Source organism: Shewanella insulae, from assembly GCF_009831655.1.
Taxonomy (GTDB): domain Bacteria; phylum Pseudomonadota; class Gammaproteobacteria; order Enterobacterales; family Shewanellaceae; genus Shewanella; species Shewanella insulae.
In genome coordinates this window covers 188,196-210,674 of record NZ_WRPA01000004.1, presented here as the reverse complement: position 1 = coordinate 210,674, position 22,479 = coordinate 188,196, and the positions used below count along the sequence as shown (strand labels likewise).

Here is a 22,479-nt window from a genome sequence, read left to right as displayed (position 1 = left end):
TAATTAGTTAGCGCGCAAAGCAAAAAGAGGTTAATTCCATGCAAGCACAAGAGATAACACTGGCCAGCCGCCCAGAAGGCATGCCAACCCAAGCCAACTTTGGCCTAAAGCAGGTCGAACTCCCGGCCCTCAAGCCGGGCGAATTCCTGGTTAAAAACCTATGGATGTCGGTCGACCCTTACATGCGCGGCCGCATGATAGACAGAGAGAGCTATATCGCCCCCTTCGCCCTAGGCGAAGTGCTGGAAGGCGGCGCCATTGGTGAGGTAATCGAGTCGAACCATGAGAGCTTCCCTGTGGGCAGCAAGGTCAGCAGCATGAAGGGCTGGCGCAGCCACTATGTCACCGACGGTACAGATCACACCCTGCTACCGGACACTCCTCTGTCTGAATCTCATTTCCTTGGCGTCATGGGCATGCCAGGCATGACAGCCTGGACCGGCCTTAACCGCATCGCTCAGCTAAAGGAAGGTGAGACCCTGTTTGTCTCGGCCGCCTCGGGCGCGGTCGGCAGCGTCGCCTGTCAGCTAGGTCTCTTGATGGGGGCCAAGGTGGTTGCCTCGGTCGGCTCGGACGAGAAAGCCGAGGCCCTCAAGGCGATGGGCATAGAGCAGGTGATCAACTACAAGACCACGCCTAACCTGAGCCAGGCGCTGAAGGCCGCCGCGCCGCAAGGCGTTGACGTTTACTTTGAGAACGTCGGCGGCGAGCACCTAGCCGCGGCGCTGGATAACATGAACGACCATGGCCGTATCGCCGTATGTGGCATGATCGCCCAGTACAACGACACCAAGCCGACCCCTGGCCCGAGCAATCTTGGCTATATCATCATGAAGAAGCTCAGAGTCGAGGGCTTTATCGTATTCGAGCACTGGCAGCACTACGGCGAGTTTGCCAAGCAGATGGGCCAGTGGTTAGCCAGCGGTCAGATCAAGGCCGAGCAGACCGTCTACGAGGGACTCGACAACGCCCCGGCGGCCTTTATCGGCCTGTTCGAAGGCAAGAACCGCGGTAAGATGGTGGTTAAGCTGTAAGCATTCGCCTCACAACACATTGCCACAAAGACCGGCTCCACTGGGCCGGTCTTTTTTACCTTTATACAACAAAGTCTTGGGCATTCACGGCCCGCCATACACAAAGGCGACACAGGCTTACAAACTCATGATACTTATCTAAGTGCCCAGCGAGTACATTGCTCTCAACCAATGAAAACCTTCAAAGTGGAGTGAGCAATGAAGTACCTTCCCTTAGCCCTAGTTGCCCTTGGCAGCATCAATCTGGCCCAGGCCGCCGAGTCAGACACCTATATCAGCAATGGTCAGGTCTATCACAGCAGAGGCTGGGTGGTCGAGTTTGGCGCTGGCTATAACTCAGACATCATCAAAGAACAGAAGAACGACTACAAATTTGCCTTCGGCGACCACAACCGCTTCGGCCCCCGCGTGAATGTGGGCTATCACGGCGATCGCTTCAACGCGGATCTGGACAAGGGCATCAACTACCGCCTCTACGGTAAAGACAGAGACGCCATTACCTTCAGCACCTACCTGACAGGTAACGGCCTCTGGCTGGACAAGGATGTGTCTAAGGTGCTGGCAGGCATGGAAGAGCGTCGCATGAGCGTAGATCTGGGCCTGAACATGGATATCAAGGTGGGGCCGCGCGGCGTGCTTTCCACCAACTTCCAGCACGACATCAGCGGCGAATATAAAGGCTATGTGGCGGGAGTGCGCTATCAGCAGATCCTCAACCTAGGAAGTCTGGATCTGGTGCCTTTTGTGGGCGTGAGCTACAACAGCGCCAAGTTTAACGATCACTACTTTGGCGTCAGCAAGAAAGAGGCTCTGCCTAAGCGTGCGCAGTACGAGGCCAAGGCTGGCATTAACTATGATGTCGGTTACCAGCTGATACTGCCGCTTTCGAGTAACTGGCGCATAACCCAGCAGACAAGCTATACCCGCCTGAGCGAGGAGATCGCCGATTCGCCCATTACCGAATCGCGCAATCAGTGGTCGGCCACCCTGATGGCGAGCTACCGTTTCTAAAAAATTGGACTCATTAGGCCTAAACCCCGCTCGGCCTAAGGGCAAAGGATCTGCCCAGCTTATTTGGACCAAGAGAAACTCCCTGCAAAAAGTAAAAAGCCTGCATCATGCAGGCTTTTCATCTAATACGCACATTCTTTCACTTTCACATAGTCGCGAATGTGCGCCATCTTGAACCCAAGGGCTATTTCAATTTCAGCAGGCCAACTAGCACACAGATGGCGCCGCCGACCATGCCGGCCCAGGCTTCTATGGGGGTATCGCCACTGACCGCACGGCTGATCTGCGAGCTGGTAGAGTCGTAGATGTTATACCCCCACCACGCCAAGGCCACGCCGATAACCAACAAGACTATCCCTAAATATCTACTCTTCATCTTCAAAGCCTCTTGAAACTAGCTGATTGCCTCAGCATACGACAGCTAGGCGCCAGATATCAATATGAGCCAGATCTCGGTCCAATGCCCTTGACTCAAGCTCAGTGAAAAGTCGCTTAAAAGAACAGAGACATGCTCTGCCCCGGCGTCAGGGCCTGCCATTGGCGAGTAAGCTCTGTGATCTCGGCTATCATCAGCCTGAACTCATGCTCACTCACCTCAGGCACTTCGAGCCGACGCTGCTCGCAACCTTGAGCGAGCAGGTAGCAGAAGCCATCAAAGCTGAGATCCTGCGACCAGTAGAGAGACTGCAGCGCCTCCACCATAGACTCTGTCTGCCACACCTGGGTCTTATCGGCAATCTGCCGCGACAGCTGATTGTGCTCCAGGGTAAAGCTGATATTGGCCCCGGCCTTTAGTTGGCCATAGAAAGCACCACAGATCGCCAGGGTCTTCTCCACCACATAGTGGATCATGTCATGAGGTGCTATCCCCTGCTCCGGCATCTGGGTCTCGGTGCGACAGGCATCCTGACGAACGCAGCAAAGCTTGCCGTAACGGCCATCTCCCTTGGTAAAAATCACTTCCATATTTAATGCCTTACTCATTCCTTACAAAATAGCGTCTTACTCGTCGCTCGCAACGTTGTCCGTTTCAAGTCTTACCCTTTGCTCCTCATGTTCGGAGATAAGCTGACCATCCGGGCTGAAGCGGCGCCATATACCGACCTTTTCGCCATTCTGGTATTGCCCCTCCCAGGCGAGCGGACCATTTCTATGATGTTCCCTATAGCTGCCATGTAGCTTGTCGTCTCGGTAGTTTTTCACCAACTCAAGGCTGCCATCATCATAGAAGCGACTCCAGGTTCCCACCCTATTGCCCGAGTCATAATACTCGACGCACTCCTTGGCCCCATTTTGATAGAACTCGGTCACCTCACCGTCTAGCTGACCCGCCTTGAAATGAGCTATCCCCTTTAAGATGTCTGTGTCCTGAAAATAGGATCGCCACTCGCCCTCTTCCTTATCCTTCACCATGGGGCCTTCGATCACCACCTTACCGAAACTATACTGCTGCCACAGGCCGTCGCGCAGGTCATCCACATAATGGATGCGATTCCTTAACCTGTCTGAGTCCCAATAGGTCGTGCTCCAGCCGTTACGCTTGCCCTGGCGATACTCGATAGACGCCGACAACAGGCCGCCCTCGAAGCTGTAGTGTTTTTCCGTGCCCTCTTTCAGCCCATCTTGATAAGGGATCTCCTTATTCAGGGTGCCATCTTCCAGATAGACACGGGTCACCCCCGTTATCTGACCATCGACATAATGCGTGACCGCCTCGACGGCACCGCTTTCATAGAAATCCAGCAGCTCGCCGTTAAGCTTGCCCTGACTAAGCATGGCTTGCTGCTTCAGCCAGCCCTGATCGGCGAAATACTTGGCCTTACCGCTATAGGGCTCTACCTCACCGCGCAGATGAAAGCGACCATCGACATTCTCCAAGGCGTTCGACATAGTCCTTGGTCAGTTTGCCCAGCGTTAAGTAACTCAAGCACAATATGACCACGACCATTAGCACCGCCAACAACCCCTTAAGTTTCATCATCCATTTTCTCCAACTCACTGGCCCCAAAAGTCGTCCTCTTCCCTCTGTCACTCGTCTCTTTGAGCGCATCACAGCCAAACATAAAATAAAAACTATAATTTACAGCTAATTGGTCATAGACTCGCCGAGAATGCCGCTATAGTTAATAGATATTGTTCTTTTGGCAAGTTTTTTAGGGGAAGCTTATGAATATTAGAGACTTGAGTGTGGTCAAGAAGATATGGGCAAGTTATCTAACCGTATTTGTCGTCTTTGCCATCGTCGCTATGCTGTTGATCTTGAGCCTGTCGGCGCTCAATGACAACATCCGGGTGCTGACCGACAAGAGCCTGCCCTCGGTCGCCATTCTCAAGGGAATCCAAGTGGACATTACCAAGGTCCGCAAAGATGAGTTCTCCCTGCTTCCCAACAGCGACAACCCCAAGATAGGCCAGTGGCTGCAGGATCTGGACAGATGGCGCGCCGACGTGCAGGCGGGCATCAGCGCCTATGAGTCACTACGGCTCAACGAGCAAGAGCGTCAATCCTTTAAGGTTTTCAAAGACACCTGGAATCAATATATACGGGAAACCAGCCCCTATAACGACCTGCTGAGCAAAGGTGATGCGGACATGGCCAATCAGGTGGTGCTGGCGAGTTTCGGCACCTATTCTAAGGCGCTGAGCAGCCTAGACGACACCCTTGGACTCAACGATGCCCTGGTGAAACAGATAGGGGAAGATGTCAATCATGAGGCGCTCTCTACCCAATACAGTGCGGGCATAGGCGCGCTGGTGATCATCGTAGTGATCGCCCTCGCTTCCACCTTGCTATCGCGGGCCATCTGCCGCCCCATCGACAGGGCCCTGACTTTCGCCGCCAACATTGCCAAGGGACAGCTTAACAATACCATAGACGAACAGGCCCTGACCCAGGATGAGCTTGGCACCCTGCTGCGCGAGCTGGTCACCATGCAGAGTAATCTGCATTCCCTGGTCTCAGAGATCAACGACTCCACCATACAGCTCACCGCCGCCGTCGAAGAGGTGAGTGCCATCTCGGCGCAAAACGCCTCCAGCATGCAGAACCAACAGCTCGAACTCAGCTCGGTGGCCTCGGCCATGACACAGATGCAGGCCGCCGTAGGCGAAGTAGCGCAGAATACAGAAAACGGCGCCACCTCGGCTTACTCGGCCACTGAGATCGCCAAACAAGGCACAGAGACACTGGCCCAGACTATCGCAGTGATCGAGCGGGTCTCCCAGACGATTCAGGAATCGGACCTCTTGGCCCAAGAGCTGGAATCCAGCTCCAACAACATCAACATGGTGGTGGATGTGATCCGTGGCATTGCCGAACAGACTAACCTGCTGGCCCTCAACGCCGCCATCGAGGCCGCCCGCGCCGGCGAACAGGGCCGGGGCTTCGCCGTGGTAGCCGATGAGGTGAGATCTCTGGCCCAGCGCACCCAGGACTCCACGGCGCAGATCGTGGATATTGTCAATCAACTACAGGAAAACAGCAGCAAGATAGGCCACTCCAGTCAGGAGTGCCAGACGGGCATAGGCCAGTGTGTCGAGCAGGTCAACGCCGCCGGCAGCCAGATAGGCGAGATAGAGCATTCGGTGGAAAACATCGCCCAGATGAGCACCCAGATCGCCACCGCCTGTAGCGAGCAAAATGCGGTATCCGAGGAGCTCAACCGCAGTGTGGATCATATCAACAATGTCTCTACCGAGATGACAGAGGGCGCCTCACAGACCGCCATCGCCTGTCAGGAGATCAGCAACCTGGCCCACAGCCTCAAGGCCAGAATTGAGACCTTTAAGCTATAAAGCACTAACAGTAAAAAGCCACCAAATATTGGTGGCTTTTAAACTTAGGCATTAGACTATACTGTTCACTGGCAATTTTTAGAAAACCATGGCTAATCGCAATAACTCTCTTCAAGAATACTCTGCAAGCGCTAGAAACATTGTATTAATGACCAATATGCTTATCTAAAAATGCCAGTATCTTCTCATTGGCTTCGAGAATATTTTCCTCATTATAAAAACCGTGGCCTTCCTTGTCTTTCACCAGCCACTCGTAAGGACGGTTAGCCTTCTCCAAAGCGTCCCTTAACACCTCTGCATGCTCAATTGGTGCACGTTCATCATCCTCACCATGAATGATCAATACCGGCACCTTAAGCTTATTCACAAAAAACACTGGAGATTGAGCATGTCGCTGAGCCTTGTCACTACCAAGGGTTTCATCTAGATAAGCGTCGCCCCAATTGACAGACTTAATATCTCCTTCATCATAGAGCATCTCTAAATCATAGACACCAGCGTAACCAATAGAACACTTGTAAGTATCAGGAAAACGAACCGCACTCTGTAAGGCACTGTAACCACCAAAACTTATGCCAAAAATACACATACGGTTTTCGTCAGCAACACCTTGCTGAACCACATACTGTGTCGCTAGCATGATGTCATCTTGAATCTTAGCACCCCAATTCCCGTAACCCGCTTTTTCAAAGCTCTTGCCATAACCTGTAGAGCCTCGGAAATTAACTTGTATTACTGCATACCCTTTATTTGCTAGCATTTGAACTATTGGGTCAAACCCCCAATAGTCACGGGCATGTGGGCCACCATGAGGTAAAATCACCGTGGGCAGATTTTTCTGTTTTCCTTTAGGTAGGGTCATTAACCCATTCAAAATGAGTCCATCTTTAGTCTTAATTCTAAAAGGCTCCGTCATTGCCATCTCAGATGGTTTTATCCATCCTCGCGCATTAAGCAGATGACGTGCCTTCATTGTCTCGGTATCGAAAAGGTAAAAAGTCCCCGGGTTTCTATCACTACTAACATGGACAATTGCTTGCTTACCGTCACTCGTAACGCTCGTTACCGCAACACTGTCACCATTAAACGCTTGCACCAACGACTTATGCAATTTCGCTTCAGCAGCATCAGGCTTTAAATACAAATAATTTGGATAATCTTCATCCAGGCGCAAACCAAAAACTTCATTGAGTTGTGAGCTTATGGTGTAAGTTGGGTCTACCATGGTGCTGCGATAAAGCTCTGTCTCTTTGTTGGTGTTCAAATCATAGTGGTAAAGCCCTTTTGGCCCACCATCACTGCTCTTTAATGCGTAGATACTGTTATTATCTGGAGCAAAGGCAATGGGCTGAAACTCGCCTTCAAACTCTTCACCAAACTTACTCCATGAATCGCCCTTACCAGAAGAGTAGTAAAGTTGGGTGCGAAAATCTTTATCGACACCCGAGACAAAACGAGGGTACCCTTCATGATCAATCAAAAAATCACTATAAGCGATTGGCGCTCGTTTCACTTTACGTGCTTTGCCAGAATAGACATTCAGCTTGGTCACCTCTGGTAACACATCCGTACGGCGGCTTAATGCACGCTTAGAAATAAGGACATACTTGTCGTCCTGTTTCAGTGTATCAATTAAAAATCCCCCCTCCGCTGTAGGCTTCTTGCTGCGGTAACCAAATATCATTCGCCCTTTTGAACCATCAAAATTCACCGCGTAAATTTCACCGTAATTAAGCGGTTTCTCTAGGGCACCGCGCACCTGTTCAACTTGAACCACCACTCGCTCATCGTTTACCCAGTAGTAGTCCGCAACCTGATCGCGCTTTTCTCCCCCAAGCGCAAAGGTCACCTTAAAGGTGTTACTGTCTAAAAAAGCCAATGTTTTACGGCCTTCGGTATTAACCAAAACCGCCAGGTGTTTACCATCCGAGGATATTTTGACGTTGTAGAACTCGGGATGACGAGAAAAGTCATTACTCGTTGCGGAGTAAGCTGGATAATTAACTAATAGCAGACTGATGCTAATAAACCAATAAAAAACAAATATAATTGTGTCGTGAAACTTTTACTCATCATCTACCTCTACATTATTTTATACATCAAATGCTACCCATCAGGTACAAACTCATTGTTTAAAGTGCGAGTAAATAATTGAAAACTTAATCTTCATTAGGAATACGATTAAATTCAAAGACGACACCATAGAGATTGCAACGAAAAAAAACAAATCATTTCTTACAGTTAAGGCCCAGCCAAGTAATAATACAAACAGCAATCCTTCACGCCATTCATTTGAAACCAGCCTAAAACCTCCTCCGTTAGAAATCATTTTAATCTTCGCCAAAAGAAACAACCTTACACTCACACCATATTTTTCAGTTTCGCACACAAAACCATTTAACTCTAAAAAGTTACACAAGTTTTTAAACTTTTAATTTTTAGCATTAGTCATATTTCCTCCTATAAAAAAGCACTTCAATAGAATACGCAAGTATCAAAAATTGAAGACATGACAATGAGTGAATTTTAAACACCATTTAAATATCTAGACGCATACATGGTGTTATTTCTGGGACTAAGAACTTCTTTCATAACAAAGCTCCAAGAACAACACCAATAGCAAAGCCTATAAATAAACCTGAAATAAATGATTTGTTGTCATTTATTGCAGAATCCCAGCCATTTTTATTATCGAAGTTCCAATTACCTTCATTTTTGTTAGTATTTTTTTTCATAAAACCTCCCTGCTCAGGAGAGTCTATCTCCTGAGCTTTTTTGCTTATTGTCTAGTATAATTATGGCTTATCTAAATCATTCCAATAACTCCAAGTAATTCCAATACTAGCTCCTATCATTCCTGCAGAGAACCATACAGGGGCCGTGGCTCCTGCAACCATAATGCCTACCCCAATACCTATAATTCCCAATTGAGAGCTAATAGCAGTGCCTTGATCAACTCCACCATTAACCTGTTCAATTTCGTTCATTGTTAGTTCTTGCATAATATCTTCCTTAATTTAAACTCTTTAACGTTATGTTTGCCTAAGTGCTCAAACGAACTTTTTAGGTTTATTTGGCCTTAAGCGGCTGACCAAGGGCGCGGTTTCCCGCTAAAGTTGCCGCACCCTTGCTTTTAACCGATGCCATGCTTTGCGGTTTTGAGCGTCACACCGCATCGACTAAAATTCTCTTTTCTATGGATCGATTCGTTATTTCCCTTACTGCGCCATTCCCATCAACTGCTGCATCTCATCCTGTGTGTAGACTTTGCCTTGATGCATCACCAATACCCGCTGAGCCTGCTTGATGGTTTCCGGTCGGTGGGCAATGATGATGCGCGTCATATCGAGATGTTTTATCTGCTCGCTAATTCTTGCTTCGTTATTAACATCAAGATGACTGGTGGCCTCATCCATAAACAGCAGGCTCGGTTGCTGATACAGGGCTCTGGCAAGCAACAGGCGCTGTACTTGCCCGCCGGAGAACTGGTTGCCCATATCCCCCACCAAGGTGTTGTACCCCATTGTCATTTTACTGATGTCGGTATCAATAGCGGCCATTTGTGCGCACTGCTGCATACGCAAATAGTTAGGCTCGGGGTCGAAAAAGGTAAGATTGTCTGCGATAGAGCCCGATAGTAGAGTATCGTCTTGCATGACCGCGGCGATATGTTTTCGATATGCTATCAAGCCAATTTGAGTAATATCTTGCCCATCAAGCAAAATTCGCCCTTGTGTCGGAGTTAGTAGCCCAAGCATTAGCTTTACTAATGTTGTCTTGCCACAACCAGACTCCCCCACGATGGCAACGGATTCATTGGCATTAATGGTTACCGACACATCATCGATGACACAGGGCTCATTTGGTGCGTATCGGAAACTCACCCGCTCAAGCGTTAACTGTCCAGTCACCTGGTTGAGGGAAGTGATGCTCTCTCTATTTGCTTCCTGTTCGTGCAGCGCAATGTCAGAGATACGGTCGAGGTGCAAACGCAGCATGCGAAACAAAATAAGTTGTTCAATCAGACTAGCAAAACGCTCTGTCAGCTGATTCTTGTATGCGATAAAAGCCAGCACCATACCGATTGTTAAGCCACCGCTCATCACGATCGTTGCCGCCAGGTAAACCACAATAATGTTCTCCCCCCCAAACAGCAACTTGTTCATGGCATCGAAGCTAATTTTTAACTTGCCTAAACGGATATCTGCATTAATGACTTCGCTGTAACGGTTTTGCCATAAACTTTGGCGTTGGGGCTCGCAGGTAAACAGCTTAATGGTTTGTATGCCGCGAATGTTCTCTAAGAAATTCGTTTGCTCTTTGGCGCTCGATTGTATGGACTCTTCGGTTGCACGATGCAGCGGCCGATAAAGCGCAAACCTCAATAGGGCGTAAAGTGAAATTGCTGCAACAACTACTAATGTCAACTTGACGCTATAAATTAACATCATCACCAGCACGGCTATTGACATGACACCATCGACAACCGTTTCAACTAAACCGGTAGTTAAACGCTCTCGCACCTGGGCAAGTGAGCCAAACCGCGAAACCAAGTCACCAACATGGCGCTTTTCAAAATAACTCATGGGTAGCCTAAGCAGGTGACGCAATAAATTGACACCCATCTGCATATTGAGCAGGCTCGATACACGCAACACCAACCAACTACGCACGCTAGTGGTAATTACGTTGATAGCCACAAGCAAGCCAAAGCCTACTGCCAACACTATGAGTAATGGTTTATCTTGGCTAATGAGCACTTCATCAACCACCCATTGCATGTAGTAAGGCGTGACCAGTGCAAAGACTTGCAACAATAATGACAATACGAAAAGGGTTGTTAATGCTCGTCCTAACCCAGTCATCTTGCTCCAGAGCTGAGATAAGCGCATCTGCTGGCGTTCATCAACCTGCTCAAACCCTTTGGCTGGGGTCAACTCTAACGCAATGCCAGTGAAATGCTCGGCAAACTCACTAAAGGTAAAGGTCTTTTTCCCAAACGCCGGATCATTAATGCTCACCCCGGACTTAGTCACCCCGGTCAACACCACAAAGTGATTCATGTCCCAATGCAGCACACAAGGTAATGTGAGTTTACCGACCTCTTCTATCGGACACTTCAGCGCACGGCTCGCAAGCCCTATGCTGTCACTGAGGCCAATCATCTGCTGCAGATTCATCCCCTTTAAATCTGCACTGAATCGCTTCCTTAACGCCGCCATATCGAGTTTGTGGCCATAAAAGCTAGCAACCATGGCGATACAAGCCAAACCACATTCAGCCATTTCTGCCTGCAATATAAGCGGTACGCGTTTCTTACCTGAAAATTCCAACAGTTCAATTGGAGAGGACTCAGTAGTCACATCTGTAGAAGCATTCATCAGCCGACCCTCCCTTTCAAGCTGTATATTGGGTCAAGCAGCCAATCGAGTAAGCTTCGTCTGTCGAGCACAATGTCAGCCTCAAGCAACATCCCACTTTTTAGCGGAAACGCTTCTCCATAAGCCAGCATATCCTGTTTAGACAACTGGGTCCGAATACGATAAACAGGTTCTGACAAATTAACTGGTACTCTGGCTTCACCGTCGAGCAATAACGCCTTATCAATGCGAGAAATATGGCTTTCAAGGAATCCAAACCGCTGATAGGGAAATGCATCAAAGCGTAATCTAGCCTCATCCCCTTCTCTAACAAATCCTGCACTACGGGTAGGTAAAAGTAGCTCAGCGACGAGCTCTGCGCCTTGAGGGATAAGGCTCATTAACGGGCGATTTGTCGCAATAAACTCTCCCTCAACAATTTGTATTGCGGCAACCGTTCCCGCTTCTGCAGCGCGGATAACATAGCGATAATTATTTTCCGTTTCATCGATTTGACGTTGAAGGTCTGAGCGACGTCTTTTAAGTTCACTCTCTTTTAATGCGTACTCGTGGGGTAACAGTTTAAGCTCAGCTTGTGACGCATTTAACTGACTAGAAACGGTCACTTTATTGGATTTAATATTTTCAATTTCTTGTCGAATATTGATAAGTTTCTCTTGCTGAGACTGATAATCGAGCTCAGAAAGAAAACCGTCTTGATATAACTTCTTATGCTGATTTTGCTGAGACAGTTGAATCGACAGTTTTTCAGAAAGCAATTTCTCCAGATTATTAATGACAGTGAGTGAGCTTTGATTATCTGATATCGCTGTTCTTAATCTAGCAGACTCATCTCCTAACATTCTCTGATTCACTACTCGTTCAGCTTCAAGCAAGTCTAACTGTTGTTTCAGTTCGCCAATTAAAGACTCGCTGAGCTCTTCGCCGGAGGTCATACTACGTCTGAGAACGATAGTCACTAAAGGATCCCCTTCTTGAACTAGCGCTCCCTCTGACACGTGTAGTTTCTCAACGTTACCGCTACGATTGGCGTATGTCTTAATAAGCCCCTTATTAGGAACCAAATACCCTCGAACGGTTTCCTTTCTGGCATAGTGGGAACAAGAGAGAAATACAGCTATAGCCGTAACAACGACAAAAATAATAAACGCAGAATTATAAATAGACAGGGGCTGTGCAAGCGACACATCGCCATGCAGCTTTTGCTTTTGTGCCTGAACGGCCTGTTTTCTGAATAAACTAGACATATAACATCCCTGTACTCAACATCATATCAAGACAATTTGATATAGGAGCTATCACATCACCGAAAACCATTTCGTGACGAACTTCAACACTTAAACTTAAAGCATATGGCAATAACTTTTGTCAATAAAAAATTCACATCAAATAAACAATACAAACTTACCCCCCCCAAAACTGATACCCCCAGAAAAATATACCCAGAAAAATATACCCAATAAAACTCAAACAGTTAGAGGATGCTTTCAATTACAATCTATTATTCGTGAATATTTCTCATTTTTTATAACAAAAAATAATCACAAAAACTAATAAAGATAATTCTCAAAAAGAATTAATTAATATCACTAACTTTAATAAAATAACATGCCGCACCAAAAGTGTTATTCGTGGATATGTAAATCCATTCATTTAACTTCATGAAATATAAGATACTAATCATCTCTCCTAAAGCTTAGCCACAGCCTTCATCAACCACAGCTTAATTAGCCACAGCTAACCAAGAAGTCCTAGTATCTAGGGAAATACTATACAAAAAAGGGCCCTGGGGCCCTTTTCTAAATACGAGTAGAAGACAACGCTAGACGTGAGCGTCGGCATAGCCCATGCGGGTCAGGGCGTTGCGCACCAGTTCGAGGGTGTAGGGATCTTCGATGGTTGCCGGCATCTTGAAGTCCTGATTATCGGCAATCTTACGCATGGTGCCGCGCAGGATCTTGCCCGAGCGCGTCTTAGGCAGCTTAGGCACGGCGCTCACCAGCTTAAAGGCGGCCACAGGACCGATCTGCTCACGCACCAGGCCAATCAGCTCCTTGTAAAGCTGCTCGTCGCTGAGATCGCAACCCTTCTTGAGCACCACCAGACCAAGCGGCACTTGCCCCTTGAGCTTGTCGTCCACCCCGATCACTGCCGCCTCGGCGACCGCCTCATGCTGACACAACACCTCTTCGAAGCGTCCAGTCGATAAACGGTGACCGGCCACATTAATGATGTCGTCGATGCGGCTCATGATATAGAGGTAACCCTCTTCATCCATGTAACCGGCATCCCCTGTGAGGTAGTAACCCGGATACATGGAGAGGTAGCTCTCCTTGTAGCGTCCCTCGTTTTGCCACAGAGTCGCCAGCGTGCCCGGCGGCAGTGGCAGCTTGATCACCACGTTGCCCGACTGATCCGGCGCCACAGGGTCCCCCATCTCATCGAGCACCTGCACATCATAACCAGGCACCGCCTTGGCAGGAGAGCCCGCCTTAACCGGTACCGGCGCCGTGCCCATCAGGTTGGCGGCAACCGGCCAGCCGGTTTCCGTCTGCCACCAGTGGTCGATCACCGGCTTGTCGAGCTGCTGCTCGGCCCAGTGCAGGGTATCGGGATCGCAGCGCTCGCCGGCGAGGAACAAAGTGCCGAGACAGCTAAGGTCCACATCCTTGAGGTAATCGCCCTCTGGATCGTCACGTTTGATGGCTCGGATCGCCGTCGGCGCGGTAAAGAAACTCTTTACATTATATTTGGCAATGGTGCGCCAGAAGATACCGGGATCCGGCGTGCCCACTGGCTTACCCTCGAACAGTACAGTCGTAGCGCCAACCAGTAAGGGGCCATAGACGATGTAAGAGTGACCAACCACCCAGCCCACATCCGAGGCCGCCCAGAAGACATCTCCCGGGTTGATATCATAGATATGCTTCATCGACCAGGCGAGCGCCACTGCATGGCCGCCATTGTCGCGCACCACTCCCTTGGGCTGACCCGTGGTGCCCGAGGTATAGAGGATATAAAGGGGATCGGTCGCCTCTACCGTCTGACAGTCTATGTTTGGCGCATCGGCCATGGCCCCCTGCCAGTCGACGTCACGGCCATCGAGCAACTCAGCTTGCAGCTGAGGACGGTTGAGGATCACGCACTGATCCACCCTGTGGCTCGCCTGCTCCAGCGCATCGTCCAGCAGCGGCTTGTAGGCCACCACGCCCGACGGCTCGACGCCGCAGGAGGCGGAGAGGATCATCTTAGGCTTGGCATCATCGATTCGGGTCGCTAGCTCGTTGGCGGCAAAACCGCCGAACACTACTGAGTGAATCGCCCCAAGGCGCGCACAGGCCAGCATGGCATAGGCGGTCTCTGGCACCATGGGCATATAGATGATCACTCTGTCGCCTTTGACGACGCCCTGGCTGGCCATGTAGCCGGCCAGTCGGCTCACCTGTGCCTGCAACTCGTTGTAGGTGATCCCATATTCTGTGCCCGTAATCGGGCTCACATATTGAATCGCCACCTGTTCGCCGCGCCCGGCCTCCACGTGTCTGTCGACCGCGTTGTAACAGGTATTGAGCTGCCCGCCGCTAAACCAGCGATACATAGGTGCCTGACTGTCATCGAGTACCCGCTCGAACGTCTTGTCCCAGGCTAAGGCCCCGGCGGCCTCGCCCCAGAAGGCGTTGGGATTATCGATAGATTCCTGGTGTAACTGATTATGCAAATCCTTCATGTGATCTTCTCCGAATGACATGCGCCCGCCACTCACGGTCGACATATCGGCTTCCCCTTCCATACGATTTGGCTTATGCGCCATAGATCACATTATGGAGCCAAGTGACACTTTTCCCATTAGACCTTTGCCTAACCTATCCGCAAACCCAGGGCTGGTGGTAATTTCACCAGCTGTTACCGAGATTTTTACAGCCAAATGGGCCAATCAGACACCTAAAATCTTTACCTTTACGTAAACTTCATATATCGTGCTAGGAAAGTTAATCAATATGGTATTTTTTCGATGAGTGACAAACACAGTCCACAGACCACCTACTCTATCAGCGACCTGTCGAAGGAGTTCGATATTACCACACGTAGTATCCGCTTCTACGAAGATCAGGGGCTGCTGAAACCTAAGCGCCGCGGGCAAACCCGCATCTATGGCCTGAAAGATCGCGTTCGTCTCAAGCTGATCTTAAGGGGTAAACGTCTGGGCTTCTCGCTCGCCGAAACCCGCCGTCTGTTCGAGCTCTATGACGCCGACAAGAACAGCAGCACCCAGCTACATACAATGCTGGAACTGGTGGAAGAGAAGAAATCGGCCCTGCAACAGCAGATGGACGACATCAAGGTGGTCTTGATGGAGCTCAACTCAGCCGAGCAGCAGTGCCGCGCCGCCTTGGAACAACAAGAACAGGCCTAAGGCGCCGAGAAATCCATATCGAGTTAACGCAGCAACAAATTGAACACAAGCAAGGCCGGGTAAACCGGCCAGATAAAAAATTATAAAAGCATCTGACCTGTAGGATAAAACAATGACTCAACTCTACTCCTCTCTCAACTTCGGCCTCGGCGAAGATATCGACATGCTGCGTGACGCAGTACGCAGCTTCGCCGCCAATGAAATCGCCCCTATCGCCGCCAAGGTGGATCAGGAAAATGCCTTCCCTAACGAGCTTTGGCCTGTGCTGGGCGAGATGGGCCTGCTTGGGGTGACAGTGCCCGAAGAGTACGGCGGAGCAGACATGGGGTACCTGGCCCACGTGGTCGCCATGGAGGAGATCTCTCGCGCCTCGGCCTCTATCGGCCTGAGCTACGGCGCGCACTCAAACCTATGTGTCAACCAGATCAACCGTAACGGTAACGCCGAACAGAAGGCCAAGTACCTGCCTAAGCTGGTGAGCGGCGAGCATATCGGCGCCCTGGCCATGAGCGAGCCTAACGCGGGTTCAGACGTGGTGTCGATGAAGCTGAGCGCCCGCAAAGAGGGTGACCGTTTTATCCTCAACGGCAACAAGATGTGGATCACCAACGGTCCAGACGCGGACACCTATGTGATCTATGCCAAGACAGACATGGACAAGGGCCCACACGGCATCACCGCCTTCATCGTCGAGCGTGGTTTCAAGGGCTTCAGCCAGGCGCAGAAGCTGGACAAGCTGGGCATGCGCGGCTCTAACACCTGTGAGCTGGTGTTCGAAGACTGTGAGGTACCGGAAGAGAACATCCTTGGCGGCCTCAACAACGGCGTTAAGGTACTGATGAGCGGCCTGGATTATGAGCGCGTGGTACTCTCTGGCGGCCCTCTTGGGATCATGACCGCCTGTATGGATATCGTCGTACCTTATATTCACGAGCGTGAGCAGTTCGGCAAGTCTATCGGTCAATTCCAGCTGGTGCAGGGCAAGCTTGCCGACATGTACACAGGCATGAACGCCGCCAAGTCTTACATATATAACGTAGCCAAGTCATGCGATCGCGGCGAGACCACACGTAAAGACGCCGCCGGCGCCATCCTTTACAGCGCCGAGCTGGCCACCAAGATGGCCCTGGATGCCATCCAGCTGCTGGGCGGCAACGGCTATGTCAACGAATACGCCACGGGTCGCCTGCTGCGCGATGCCAAGCTCTACGAGATTGGCGCCGGTACCTCAGAGATCCGTCGCATGCTGATCGGCCGCGAGCTGTTCAACGAGTCGAAATAGTCGAATGCGCAGAGTAGGCCGGACCCAGTCCGGCCTCGGGCGGGCAATCGCCACTTCCCGTTCACCACAGTCTTAAAAGGAACCAAGCCGTGACGCAACTGAGCAGTCAAATCAATCCCCGCAGCGACGAGTTTAAGGCCAAACATCAGCAGATGAGCCAGGTGGTCGCCGATCTCAAGTTAAAACTGTCTGAAATCGAACAAGGCGGTGGCGCCGTCGCCATGGAGCGCCATCTCGCCCGTGGCAAGCTGTCGCCACGTCAGCGTGTCGAGAAGCTACTGGATCCCGGCTCGCCGTTTCTGGAGATCTCCCAGTTTGCCGCCTACCAGGTCTATGAAGACGTGGTCCCGGCCGCGGGCATCATCGCCGGTGTCGGCCGCGTTAGCGGCGTCGAGTGCATGATCATTGCCAACGACGCCACGGTAAAGGGCGGAACCTACTATCCGCTGACGGTGAAGAAACATCTTAGGGCCCAGGAGATCGCCGAGCGCTGTCACCTGCCCTGCATCTATCTGGTGGACTCGGGCGGGGCGAACCTGCCGCGCCAGGACGAGGTATTCCCCGACAGAGACCATTTCGGTCGCATCTTCTATAACCAGGCCAAGATGTCTTCAAAGGGCATCCCACAGATCGCCGTGGTGATGGGCCTGTGTACCGCGGGCGGCGCCTATGTGCCTGCCATGGCCGATGAGTCGATCATCGTCAAGGAGCAGGGCACCATCTTCCTCGCGGGCCCACCATTGGTGAAGGCCGCCACCGGCGAAGAGGTCTCGGCCGAAGAGCTGGGCGGCGCCGAGGTACACACCAAGATCTCCGGCGTGGCCGATCATATGGCGCAAAACGATGAGCATGCCCTGGAACTGGCACGCAAGTCGGTGACCCGCCTCAATCACAACAAGCAGATCGCCAGCCAGCTGAGCCCGGTCAAACCGCCTAAGTTCGATATCAACGAGCTCTACGGCATAGTGGGTACCGACCTTAAGAAGCCGTTCGATGTCAAAGAGGTGATCGCCCGCATCGTGGACGACTCAGACTTCGACGAGTTCAAGGCCAACTATGGCGCCACCCTGGTGTGCGGCTTCGCCCGCATCCACGGCTACCCAGTTGGCATCGTCGCCAACAACGGTATCCTCTTCTCCGAGTCGGCGCAGAAAGGCGCCCACTTCATCGAGCTCTGCTGTCAGCGCAAGATCCCACTGCTGTTTTTGCAAAATATCACCGGCTTCATGGTGGGTAAGAAGTATGAGCACGAAGGGATCGCCAAGCATGGCGCCAAGATGGTGACCGCGGTTTCCTGCGCCACCGTGCCTAAGTTCACCGTAATCATCGGCGGCTCATACGGCGCCGGTAACTACGGCATGTGTGGCCGCGCCTTCGAGCCGACCATGATGTGGATGTGGCCTAACGCCCGCATCTCTGTGATGGGTGGCGAGCAGGCAGCCGGCGTACTGGCGACCGTGCGCCGCGACGGTCTGGCCCGTAAAGGCGTAGACTGGCCCGCCGAAGATGAGGCTGCCTTCCGCGCCCCGATCGTGGCTCAATATGACAAGGAGGGGCATCCTTATCATGCCAGCGCGCGTCTATGGGACGATGGCATTATCGATCCGGCCCAGACCCGTGACGTGGTCGGCCTGGCCCTCTCTGCAGCGCTCAATGCGCCGATTGAAGAGACTAAGTTTGGCGTGTTCCGCATGTAATGCGCCGCTAAGTCAACAATCGATAACGCAGAGGCAAGGAAGTAGACCATGACAAGCCAAACGATTACGCAAGATTTTGAATACTTAAGCTGCGCCCTAAGCGATGGGGTCGGCGAGATGGTGCTTGACCGCGCCGACAAACATAACGCCTTCGATGAGGTGATGATCGCTGAGATGATCGCCGCCCTCGATCTGTTCGCGGCCGACGACAGCTGTCAGCTGCTGGTGCTAAAGGCCAACGGGCGTAACTTCAGCGCCGGCGCCGATCTCAACTGGATGCGCAAGCAGGCCAAGATGGATTTCGAGCAAAACTTGAGTGACGCCAACGAGCTGGCGACCCTGATGCATAAGCTCGACAAGTTCCCCAAGCCGACACTGGCCTTGGTACAAGGAGCAGCCTTCGGCGGCGCCCTGGGGCTTATCTGCGCCAGTGATATCGCCATCGCCGATAGCCGCGCCAGCTTCTGCCTGAGCGAGGTGAAACTCGGACTTATCCCAGCGGTGATCAGCCCCTATGTGGTACGCGCCATGGGCCAACGCGCCTCGCGCCGCTACATGCTGACCGCCGAGCGTTTCGACGCCGAAACCGCGCTCAAGCTCAATGTGATCCATGAGATTAACGATGATCTCGAGGGTGCCAGCGCACCTATCATCAAAGCACTTAAGGGCAATAGCCCTCAGGGCATGGCCTGGGTCAAGACCCTACTATCGCGCCTGGAAGATGGTGTGATCGACCAGGAGACCCTGGCCTACACCAGCGAGCGTATCGCCCGTATTCGCGTCTCAGACGAGGGCCAGGAGGGACTTAACGCCTTCTTCGAAAAGAGAAGCCCGAGGTGGAACGCCTAATGAAGCCAGAGATCATCTTAGACCCTATTGCCCTACCAGTTCGGGGAGCACGCTAACATGTTTACCAAATTATTGATCGCCAACCGTGGCGAAATCGCCTGCAGAATCATCAAGACCGCACAGGTCATGGGCATCAAGACGGTCGCCCTCTATTCGGACGCCGACAAGGACGCCCGCCATGTGGCCATGGCCGACGAGTCCTTCTACCTGGGCGGCAGCGCCCCGAGCGAGTCTTACCTCAAGGGCGAGCTAATCTTAGAGATCGCCAAGCGTAGCGGTGCCCAGGCAATTCACCCTGGCTACGGCTTCCTGTCGGAAAACGCCGATTTTGCCCGCCAGTGTGAACAGGCCGGTATCGCCTTCGTCGGTCCGAGCGCCGATGCCATCGATGCCATGGGCAGCAAGAGCGCCGCCAAGATCATCATGGAACAGGCCAATGTTCCCCTGGTGCCCGGTTATCACGGCGACGACCAGAGCGACGAGGTGCTGCTCAAGGCCTCCAAGGAGATTGGCTTTCCTCAGCTGATCAAGGCCGCCTACGGCGGTGGTGGTAAGGGGATGCGTATCGTCGAGTCCGAGTCTGAGGCCCTGGAGGCGATCAACTCGGCCCGCCGCGAAGCCGCCTCATCTTTTGGCAACGACAAGCTACTGATCGAGCGCTACCTGAGACAGCCCCGCCACGTCGAGGTGCAGGTGTTTGCCGATACCCAGGGCAACTGCATCTATCTGTCGGATCGCGACTGCTCCATTCAGCGTCGCCACCAGAAGGTGGTGGAGGAAGCCCCGGCCCCAGGCCTGTCTGACAGCCTGCGCCGCGCCATGGGCGAGGCCGCCGTGGCAGCCGCCAAGGCGATCGACTATGTGGGTGCGGGTACGGTGGAGTTCCTGCTGGATACCCACGCGACCGACGAAGCCGACTGCTTCTACTTCATGGAGATGAACACACGTCTGCAGGTGGAACATCCGGTAACCGAGATGGTTACGGGTCAAGACTTAGTCAAGTGGCAGCTGATGGTCGCCAGCGGCAGCGAGCTGCCACTGAGCCAGGAGGATGTACGCATCCACGGCCACTCCTTCGAGGTGCGTATCTACGCCGAAGATCCCCAGAACGAGTTCCTGCCCGCCAGTGGCAAGCTCAACTTCCTGCGTGAGCCGGAGCAGAACCGTTATGTGCGCATCGATTCCGGCATCCGCGAGAACGATGTGATCAGTAACTTCTACGACCCTATGATCGCCAAACTGATCGTCTGGGACGAGTCGCGCCCCCGCGCCCTGCAGCGCCTGGTGCACGCCCTGGAGTCCTATCAGATCAGCGGCCTCAAGCACAACATAGAGTTTCTGGCCAATATCGCCGAGCACAAGGCCTTTAGCGAGTGTGATTTCAGCACAGACTTTATCGAGCGTTATGGCGACACCCTGATCGGTGCCAATCTGGATGCCGACAACAGCCATGAGCAGAATGGCGCCCTGGCCTTCGCCGCCCTCTACCACCTGTGTGCACAGAAGGAAGAGGCCAAGCTCACCGCCACCAATAGCCAGGATCCCTACTCTCCCTGGGGACAGGTGAGCGGCTTCAGGCTCAACCGCAGCGGCATGCATCAGCTCTCCCTGCTGGACGACGAGCACGAGGTCCAGCACCTGACCCTGAGCCAGATTGGCGATTGCTACTACTTAAGCCTCAACGATCAACAGCTGACCCTGAGCGGCGAGCTGAAGCAAGATCTGCTGCACGCAGAGATCAACGGTCACAAGAGCAAGATCCCCGTCAGCCGTGAAGGCGACGACTTCACCCTCTTCCTGCCAAGCGGCAGCTATCACTTCCGCGCCCTGCAGACCGAGGTAATGGAAGATCAGGCCAGCAGCGAAGATAAGCTCAAGGCGCCTATGAACGGCACTATCGTGACTCATCTGGTCGAGGTGGGCGATGATGTCGAGGCGGGTCAAGGCCTGATGGTGATGGAAGCGATGAAGATGGAATACACCATAGAGGCGCCGTTTGACGGCAAGGTTGCCGCCTTCTTCTTCCAGCCAGGTGAGCTGGTGAGCGACGGTGCCCTGCTGCTGGACGTCACCCCGAACGAGGACGCCTAACCATGACCAAGACTTATCCAAACCGGGTCAGCATCTTCGAGGTCGGTGCCCGCGACGGCCTGCAGAACGAGAAGGCGGTCACCACCGCCGATAAGCTGACCCTTATCGACCAACTGAGCGCGGCGGGCCTGACCCGCATCGAGGCCGGCAGTTTCGTCTCCCCCAAGTGGGTGCCACAGATGGCCGACTCGGGCGATATCTTCCGCCAGCTCAGCAAACGTCCGGGCGTGGTCTACAGCGCCCTGACCCCTAACCTCAAGGGGCTGGAACTTGCGCTTGACGCCGGGGCCGACGAGGTGGCCATCTTCGGCGCCGCCTCCCAGAGCTTTAGCCAGCGTAACATCAACTGCTCTATCGAAGAGTCGATCGAGCGCTTCATCCCTGTGATGGAGGCGGCTCAGGCGAAACAGATACCCGTGCGCGGCTATGTCTCCTGCGTGCTGGGCTGTCCCTACGAGGGCGAGATCCAGGTCGAAGAGGTGGCTCGCGTGGCAGAGATCCTTTACAAAATGGGCTGCTACGAGATCTCTCTGGGTGACACCATAGGCGTTGGCACCCCCTTAAATGCCCGTAGAATGGTGGAAGCGGTCGCGCACAGGGTGCCGGTAGAGAAACTGGCGCTACACTTTCATGACACCTATGGCCAGGCACTAGCCAATATTCTTGCCTGTCTGGAAACCGGCGTCAGCGTCATCGACAGCTCGGTGGCGGGCCTGGGCGGCTGTCCCTATGCCAAGGGCGCCTCAGGCAACCTGGCCACGGAAGATCTGGTCTATATGCTCCACGGCATGGGAATAGAGACCGGCATAGATCTTAACGCCCTGATCGAGGCGGGTAACAACATCAGCCAGGCACTGGGTAGAGTCAGTGGTGCCAAGGTCGCACGCGCGCTAACAGAATAATAGGGTTGGGCTCGCGCCCGACT

18 protein-coding genes are annotated in these 22,479 nt (G+C 52.4%); 9 read left to right on the top strand and 9 right to left on the bottom strand.

Going from position 1 to position 22,479, the window contains the following annotated elements; all coding sequences use genetic code 11:
- The first annotated feature begins 38 nt into the window (after positions 1 to 38).
- Both GNT65_RS06610 and GNT65_RS06605 read left to right on the top strand, forming a co-directional pair.
- On the top strand, positions 39 to 1,034 hold the full coding sequence (locus tag GNT65_RS06610; RefSeq protein WP_160794560.1) for an NADP-dependent oxidoreductase: 996 nt from the start codon (positions 39 to 41) through the stop codon (positions 1,032 to 1,034).
- Between the two features lie 198 nt (positions 1,035 to 1,232).
- A complete protein-coding gene (locus tag GNT65_RS06605; RefSeq protein WP_160794558.1) occupies positions 1,233 to 2,045 on the top strand; it encodes a MipA/OmpV family protein in 813 nt (270 codons plus the stop codon).
- A 184-nt stretch (positions 2,046 to 2,229) separates the two neighbouring features.
- Here GNT65_RS06605 and GNT65_RS06600 read toward each other — a convergent pair whose 3' ends face one another.
- From GNT65_RS06600 to GNT65_RS06590, 3 genes are all read right to left on the bottom strand, one after another.
- Positions 2,230 to 2,421 (bottom strand): DUF3185 family protein, encoded by a 192-nt coding sequence (locus GNT65_RS06600; RefSeq protein ID WP_160794556.1) that lies wholly within the window; start codon positions 2,419 to 2,421, stop codon positions 2,230 to 2,232.
- Between the two features lie 116 nt (positions 2,422 to 2,537).
- Complete coding sequence (locus GNT65_RS06595; RefSeq protein WP_160794554.1) at positions 2,538 to 3,011, bottom strand: cytoplasmic protein; 474 nt, start codon at positions 3,009 to 3,011, stop codon at positions 2,538 to 2,540.
- 36 nt (positions 3,012 to 3,047) lie between these two features.
- On the bottom strand, positions 3,048 to 3,935 hold the full coding sequence (locus GNT65_RS06590; protein ID WP_160794552.1) for a toxin-antitoxin system YwqK family antitoxin: 888 nt from the start codon (positions 3,933 to 3,935) through the stop codon (positions 3,048 to 3,050).
- A gap of 276 nt (positions 3,936 to 4,211) precedes the next feature.
- Here GNT65_RS06590 and GNT65_RS06585 point away from each other — a divergent pair, with 276 nt between their 5' ends.
- Positions 4,212 to 5,840: a methyl-accepting chemotaxis protein gene (locus GNT65_RS06585; RefSeq protein WP_160794550.1), complete on the top strand. Its 1,629-nt coding sequence runs from the start codon at positions 4,212 to 4,214 to the stop codon at positions 5,838 to 5,840.
- A gap of 145 nt (positions 5,841 to 5,985) precedes the next feature.
- On the opposite strand, the gene GNT65_RS06580 is transcribed toward GNT65_RS06585, so the two are convergent.
- The 6 genes from GNT65_RS06580 to GNT65_RS06555 form a co-directional block, all read right to left on the bottom strand.
- On the bottom strand, positions 5,986 to 7,746 hold the full coding sequence (locus tag GNT65_RS06580) for an alpha/beta hydrolase family protein (RefSeq protein ID WP_244952113.1): 1,761 nt from the start codon (positions 7,744 to 7,746) through the stop codon (positions 5,986 to 5,988).
- A 682-nt stretch (positions 7,747 to 8,428) separates the two neighbouring features.
- A complete protein-coding gene (locus GNT65_RS06575; RefSeq protein WP_160794548.1) occupies positions 8,429 to 8,575 on the bottom strand; it encodes a hypothetical protein in 147 nt (48 codons plus the stop codon).
- Between the two features lie 60 nt (positions 8,576 to 8,635).
- Complete coding sequence (locus GNT65_RS06570; RefSeq protein WP_160794546.1) at positions 8,636 to 8,842, bottom strand: bacteriocin-like peptide; 207 nt, start codon at positions 8,840 to 8,842, stop codon at positions 8,636 to 8,638.
- 216 nt (positions 8,843 to 9,058) lie between these two features.
- Positions 9,059 to 11,221 carry a peptidase domain-containing ABC transporter gene (locus GNT65_RS06565; protein ID WP_160794544.1) on the bottom strand — a complete coding sequence of 721 codons (2,163 nt, stop codon included), beginning with the start codon at positions 11,219 to 11,221 and terminating at the stop codon, positions 9,059 to 9,061.
- Entirely contained in the window at positions 11,221 to 12,468 is a 1,248-nt protein-coding gene (locus GNT65_RS06560; protein WP_160794542.1) for an HlyD family secretion protein, read from the bottom strand. The genes GNT65_RS06565 and GNT65_RS06560 overlap by 1 nt, the downstream gene beginning before the upstream one ends.
- 575 nt (positions 12,469 to 13,043) lie before the next feature.
- Positions 13,044 to 14,948, bottom strand: a complete 1,905-nt coding sequence (locus GNT65_RS06555) for a propionyl-CoA synthetase (protein ID WP_160794700.1) — start codon at positions 14,946 to 14,948, stop codon at positions 13,044 to 13,046.
- 285 nt (positions 14,949 to 15,233) lie between these two features.
- On the opposite strand from GNT65_RS06555, the gene GNT65_RS06550 reads away from it, so the two are divergent.
- The 6 genes from GNT65_RS06550 to GNT65_RS06525 all read left to right on the top strand — a co-directional run bounded on the left by GNT65_RS06550 (position 15,234) and on the right by GNT65_RS06525 (position 22,456).
- Positions 15,234 to 15,635 carry a MerR family transcriptional regulator gene (locus GNT65_RS06550; protein WP_033537616.1) on the top strand — a complete coding sequence of 134 codons (402 nt, stop codon included), beginning with the start codon at positions 15,234 to 15,236 and terminating at the stop codon, positions 15,633 to 15,635.
- 112 nt (positions 15,636 to 15,747) lie between these two features.
- The gene (locus GNT65_RS06545; RefSeq protein WP_160794540.1) at positions 15,748 to 16,917 is read left to right on the top strand and encodes an isovaleryl-CoA dehydrogenase; all 1,170 of its coding nucleotides are present in this window, start codon (positions 15,748 to 15,750) and stop codon (positions 16,915 to 16,917) included.
- Between the two features lie 89 nt (positions 16,918 to 17,006).
- Positions 17,007 to 18,614: a carboxyl transferase domain-containing protein gene (locus tag GNT65_RS06540; RefSeq protein WP_160794538.1), complete on the top strand. Its 1,608-nt coding sequence runs from the start codon at positions 17,007 to 17,009 to the stop codon at positions 18,612 to 18,614.
- Between the two features lie 48 nt (positions 18,615 to 18,662).
- A complete protein-coding gene (locus GNT65_RS06535; protein WP_160794536.1) occupies positions 18,663 to 19,463 on the top strand; it encodes an enoyl-CoA hydratase-related protein in 801 nt (266 codons plus the stop codon).
- A gap of 57 nt (positions 19,464 to 19,520) precedes the next feature.
- Positions 19,521 to 21,554: an acetyl/propionyl/methylcrotonyl-CoA carboxylase subunit alpha gene (locus GNT65_RS06530; protein WP_160794534.1), complete on the top strand. Its 2,034-nt coding sequence runs from the start codon at positions 19,521 to 19,523 to the stop codon at positions 21,552 to 21,554.
- Positions 21,555 to 21,556: 2 nt separating this feature from the next.
- Positions 21,557 to 22,456 (top strand): hydroxymethylglutaryl-CoA lyase, encoded by a 900-nt coding sequence (locus GNT65_RS06525; RefSeq protein WP_160794532.1) that lies wholly within the window; start codon positions 21,557 to 21,559, stop codon positions 22,454 to 22,456.
- The last annotated feature ends 23 nt before the right edge of the window (positions 22,457 to 22,479 follow it).

Bases quoted from the DNA above. Each gene is read 5' to 3' on its own strand.
- GNT65_RS06610 (WP_160794560.1), top strand. From the start codon at position 39: ATGCAAGCACAAGAGATAACACTGGCCAGCCGCCCAGAAGGCATGCCA.
- GNT65_RS06605 (WP_160794558.1), top strand. From the start codon at position 1,233: ATGAAGTACCTTCCCTTAGCCCTAGTTGCCCTTGGCAGCATCAATCTG.
- GNT65_RS06600 (WP_160794556.1), bottom strand. From the start codon at position 2,421: ATGAAGAGTAGATATTTAGGGATAGTCTTGTTGGTTATCGGCGTGGCC.
- GNT65_RS06595 (WP_160794554.1), bottom strand. From the start codon at position 3,011: ATGGAAGTGATTTTTACCAAGGGAGATGGCCGTTACGGCAAGCTTTGC.
- GNT65_RS06590 (WP_160794552.1), bottom strand. From the start codon at position 3,935: ATGTCGAACGCCTTGGAGAATGTCGATGGTCGCTTTCATCTGCGCGGT.
- GNT65_RS06585 (WP_160794550.1), top strand. From the start codon at position 4,212: ATGAATATTAGAGACTTGAGTGTGGTCAAGAAGATATGGGCAAGTTAT.
- GNT65_RS06575 (WP_160794548.1), bottom strand. From the start codon at position 8,575: ATGAAAAAAAATACTAACAAAAATGAAGGTAATTGGAACTTCGATAAT.
- GNT65_RS06570 (WP_160794546.1), bottom strand. From the start codon at position 8,842: ATGCAAGAACTAACAATGAACGAAATTGAACAGGTTAATGGTGGAGTT.
- GNT65_RS06565 (WP_160794544.1), bottom strand. From the start codon at position 11,221: ATGAATGCTTCTACAGATGTGACTACTGAGTCCTCTCCAATTGAACTG.
- GNT65_RS06560 (WP_160794542.1), bottom strand. From the start codon at position 12,468: ATGTCTAGTTTATTCAGAAAACAGGCCGTTCAGGCACAAAAGCAAAAG.
- GNT65_RS06555 (WP_160794700.1), bottom strand. From the start codon at position 14,948: ATGAAGGATTTGCATAATCAGTTACACCAGGAATCTATCGATAATCCC.
- GNT65_RS06550 (WP_033537616.1), top strand. From the start codon at position 15,234: ATGAGTGACAAACACAGTCCACAGACCACCTACTCTATCAGCGACCTG.
- GNT65_RS06545 (WP_160794540.1), top strand. From the start codon at position 15,748: ATGACTCAACTCTACTCCTCTCTCAACTTCGGCCTCGGCGAAGATATC.
- GNT65_RS06535 (WP_160794536.1), top strand. From the start codon at position 18,663: ATGACAAGCCAAACGATTACGCAAGATTTTGAATACTTAAGCTGCGCC.
- GNT65_RS06530 (WP_160794534.1), top strand. From the start codon at position 19,521: ATGTTTACCAAATTATTGATCGCCAACCGTGGCGAAATCGCCTGCAGA.
- GNT65_RS06525 (WP_160794532.1), top strand. From the start codon at position 21,557: ATGACCAAGACTTATCCAAACCGGGTCAGCATCTTCGAGGTCGGTGCC.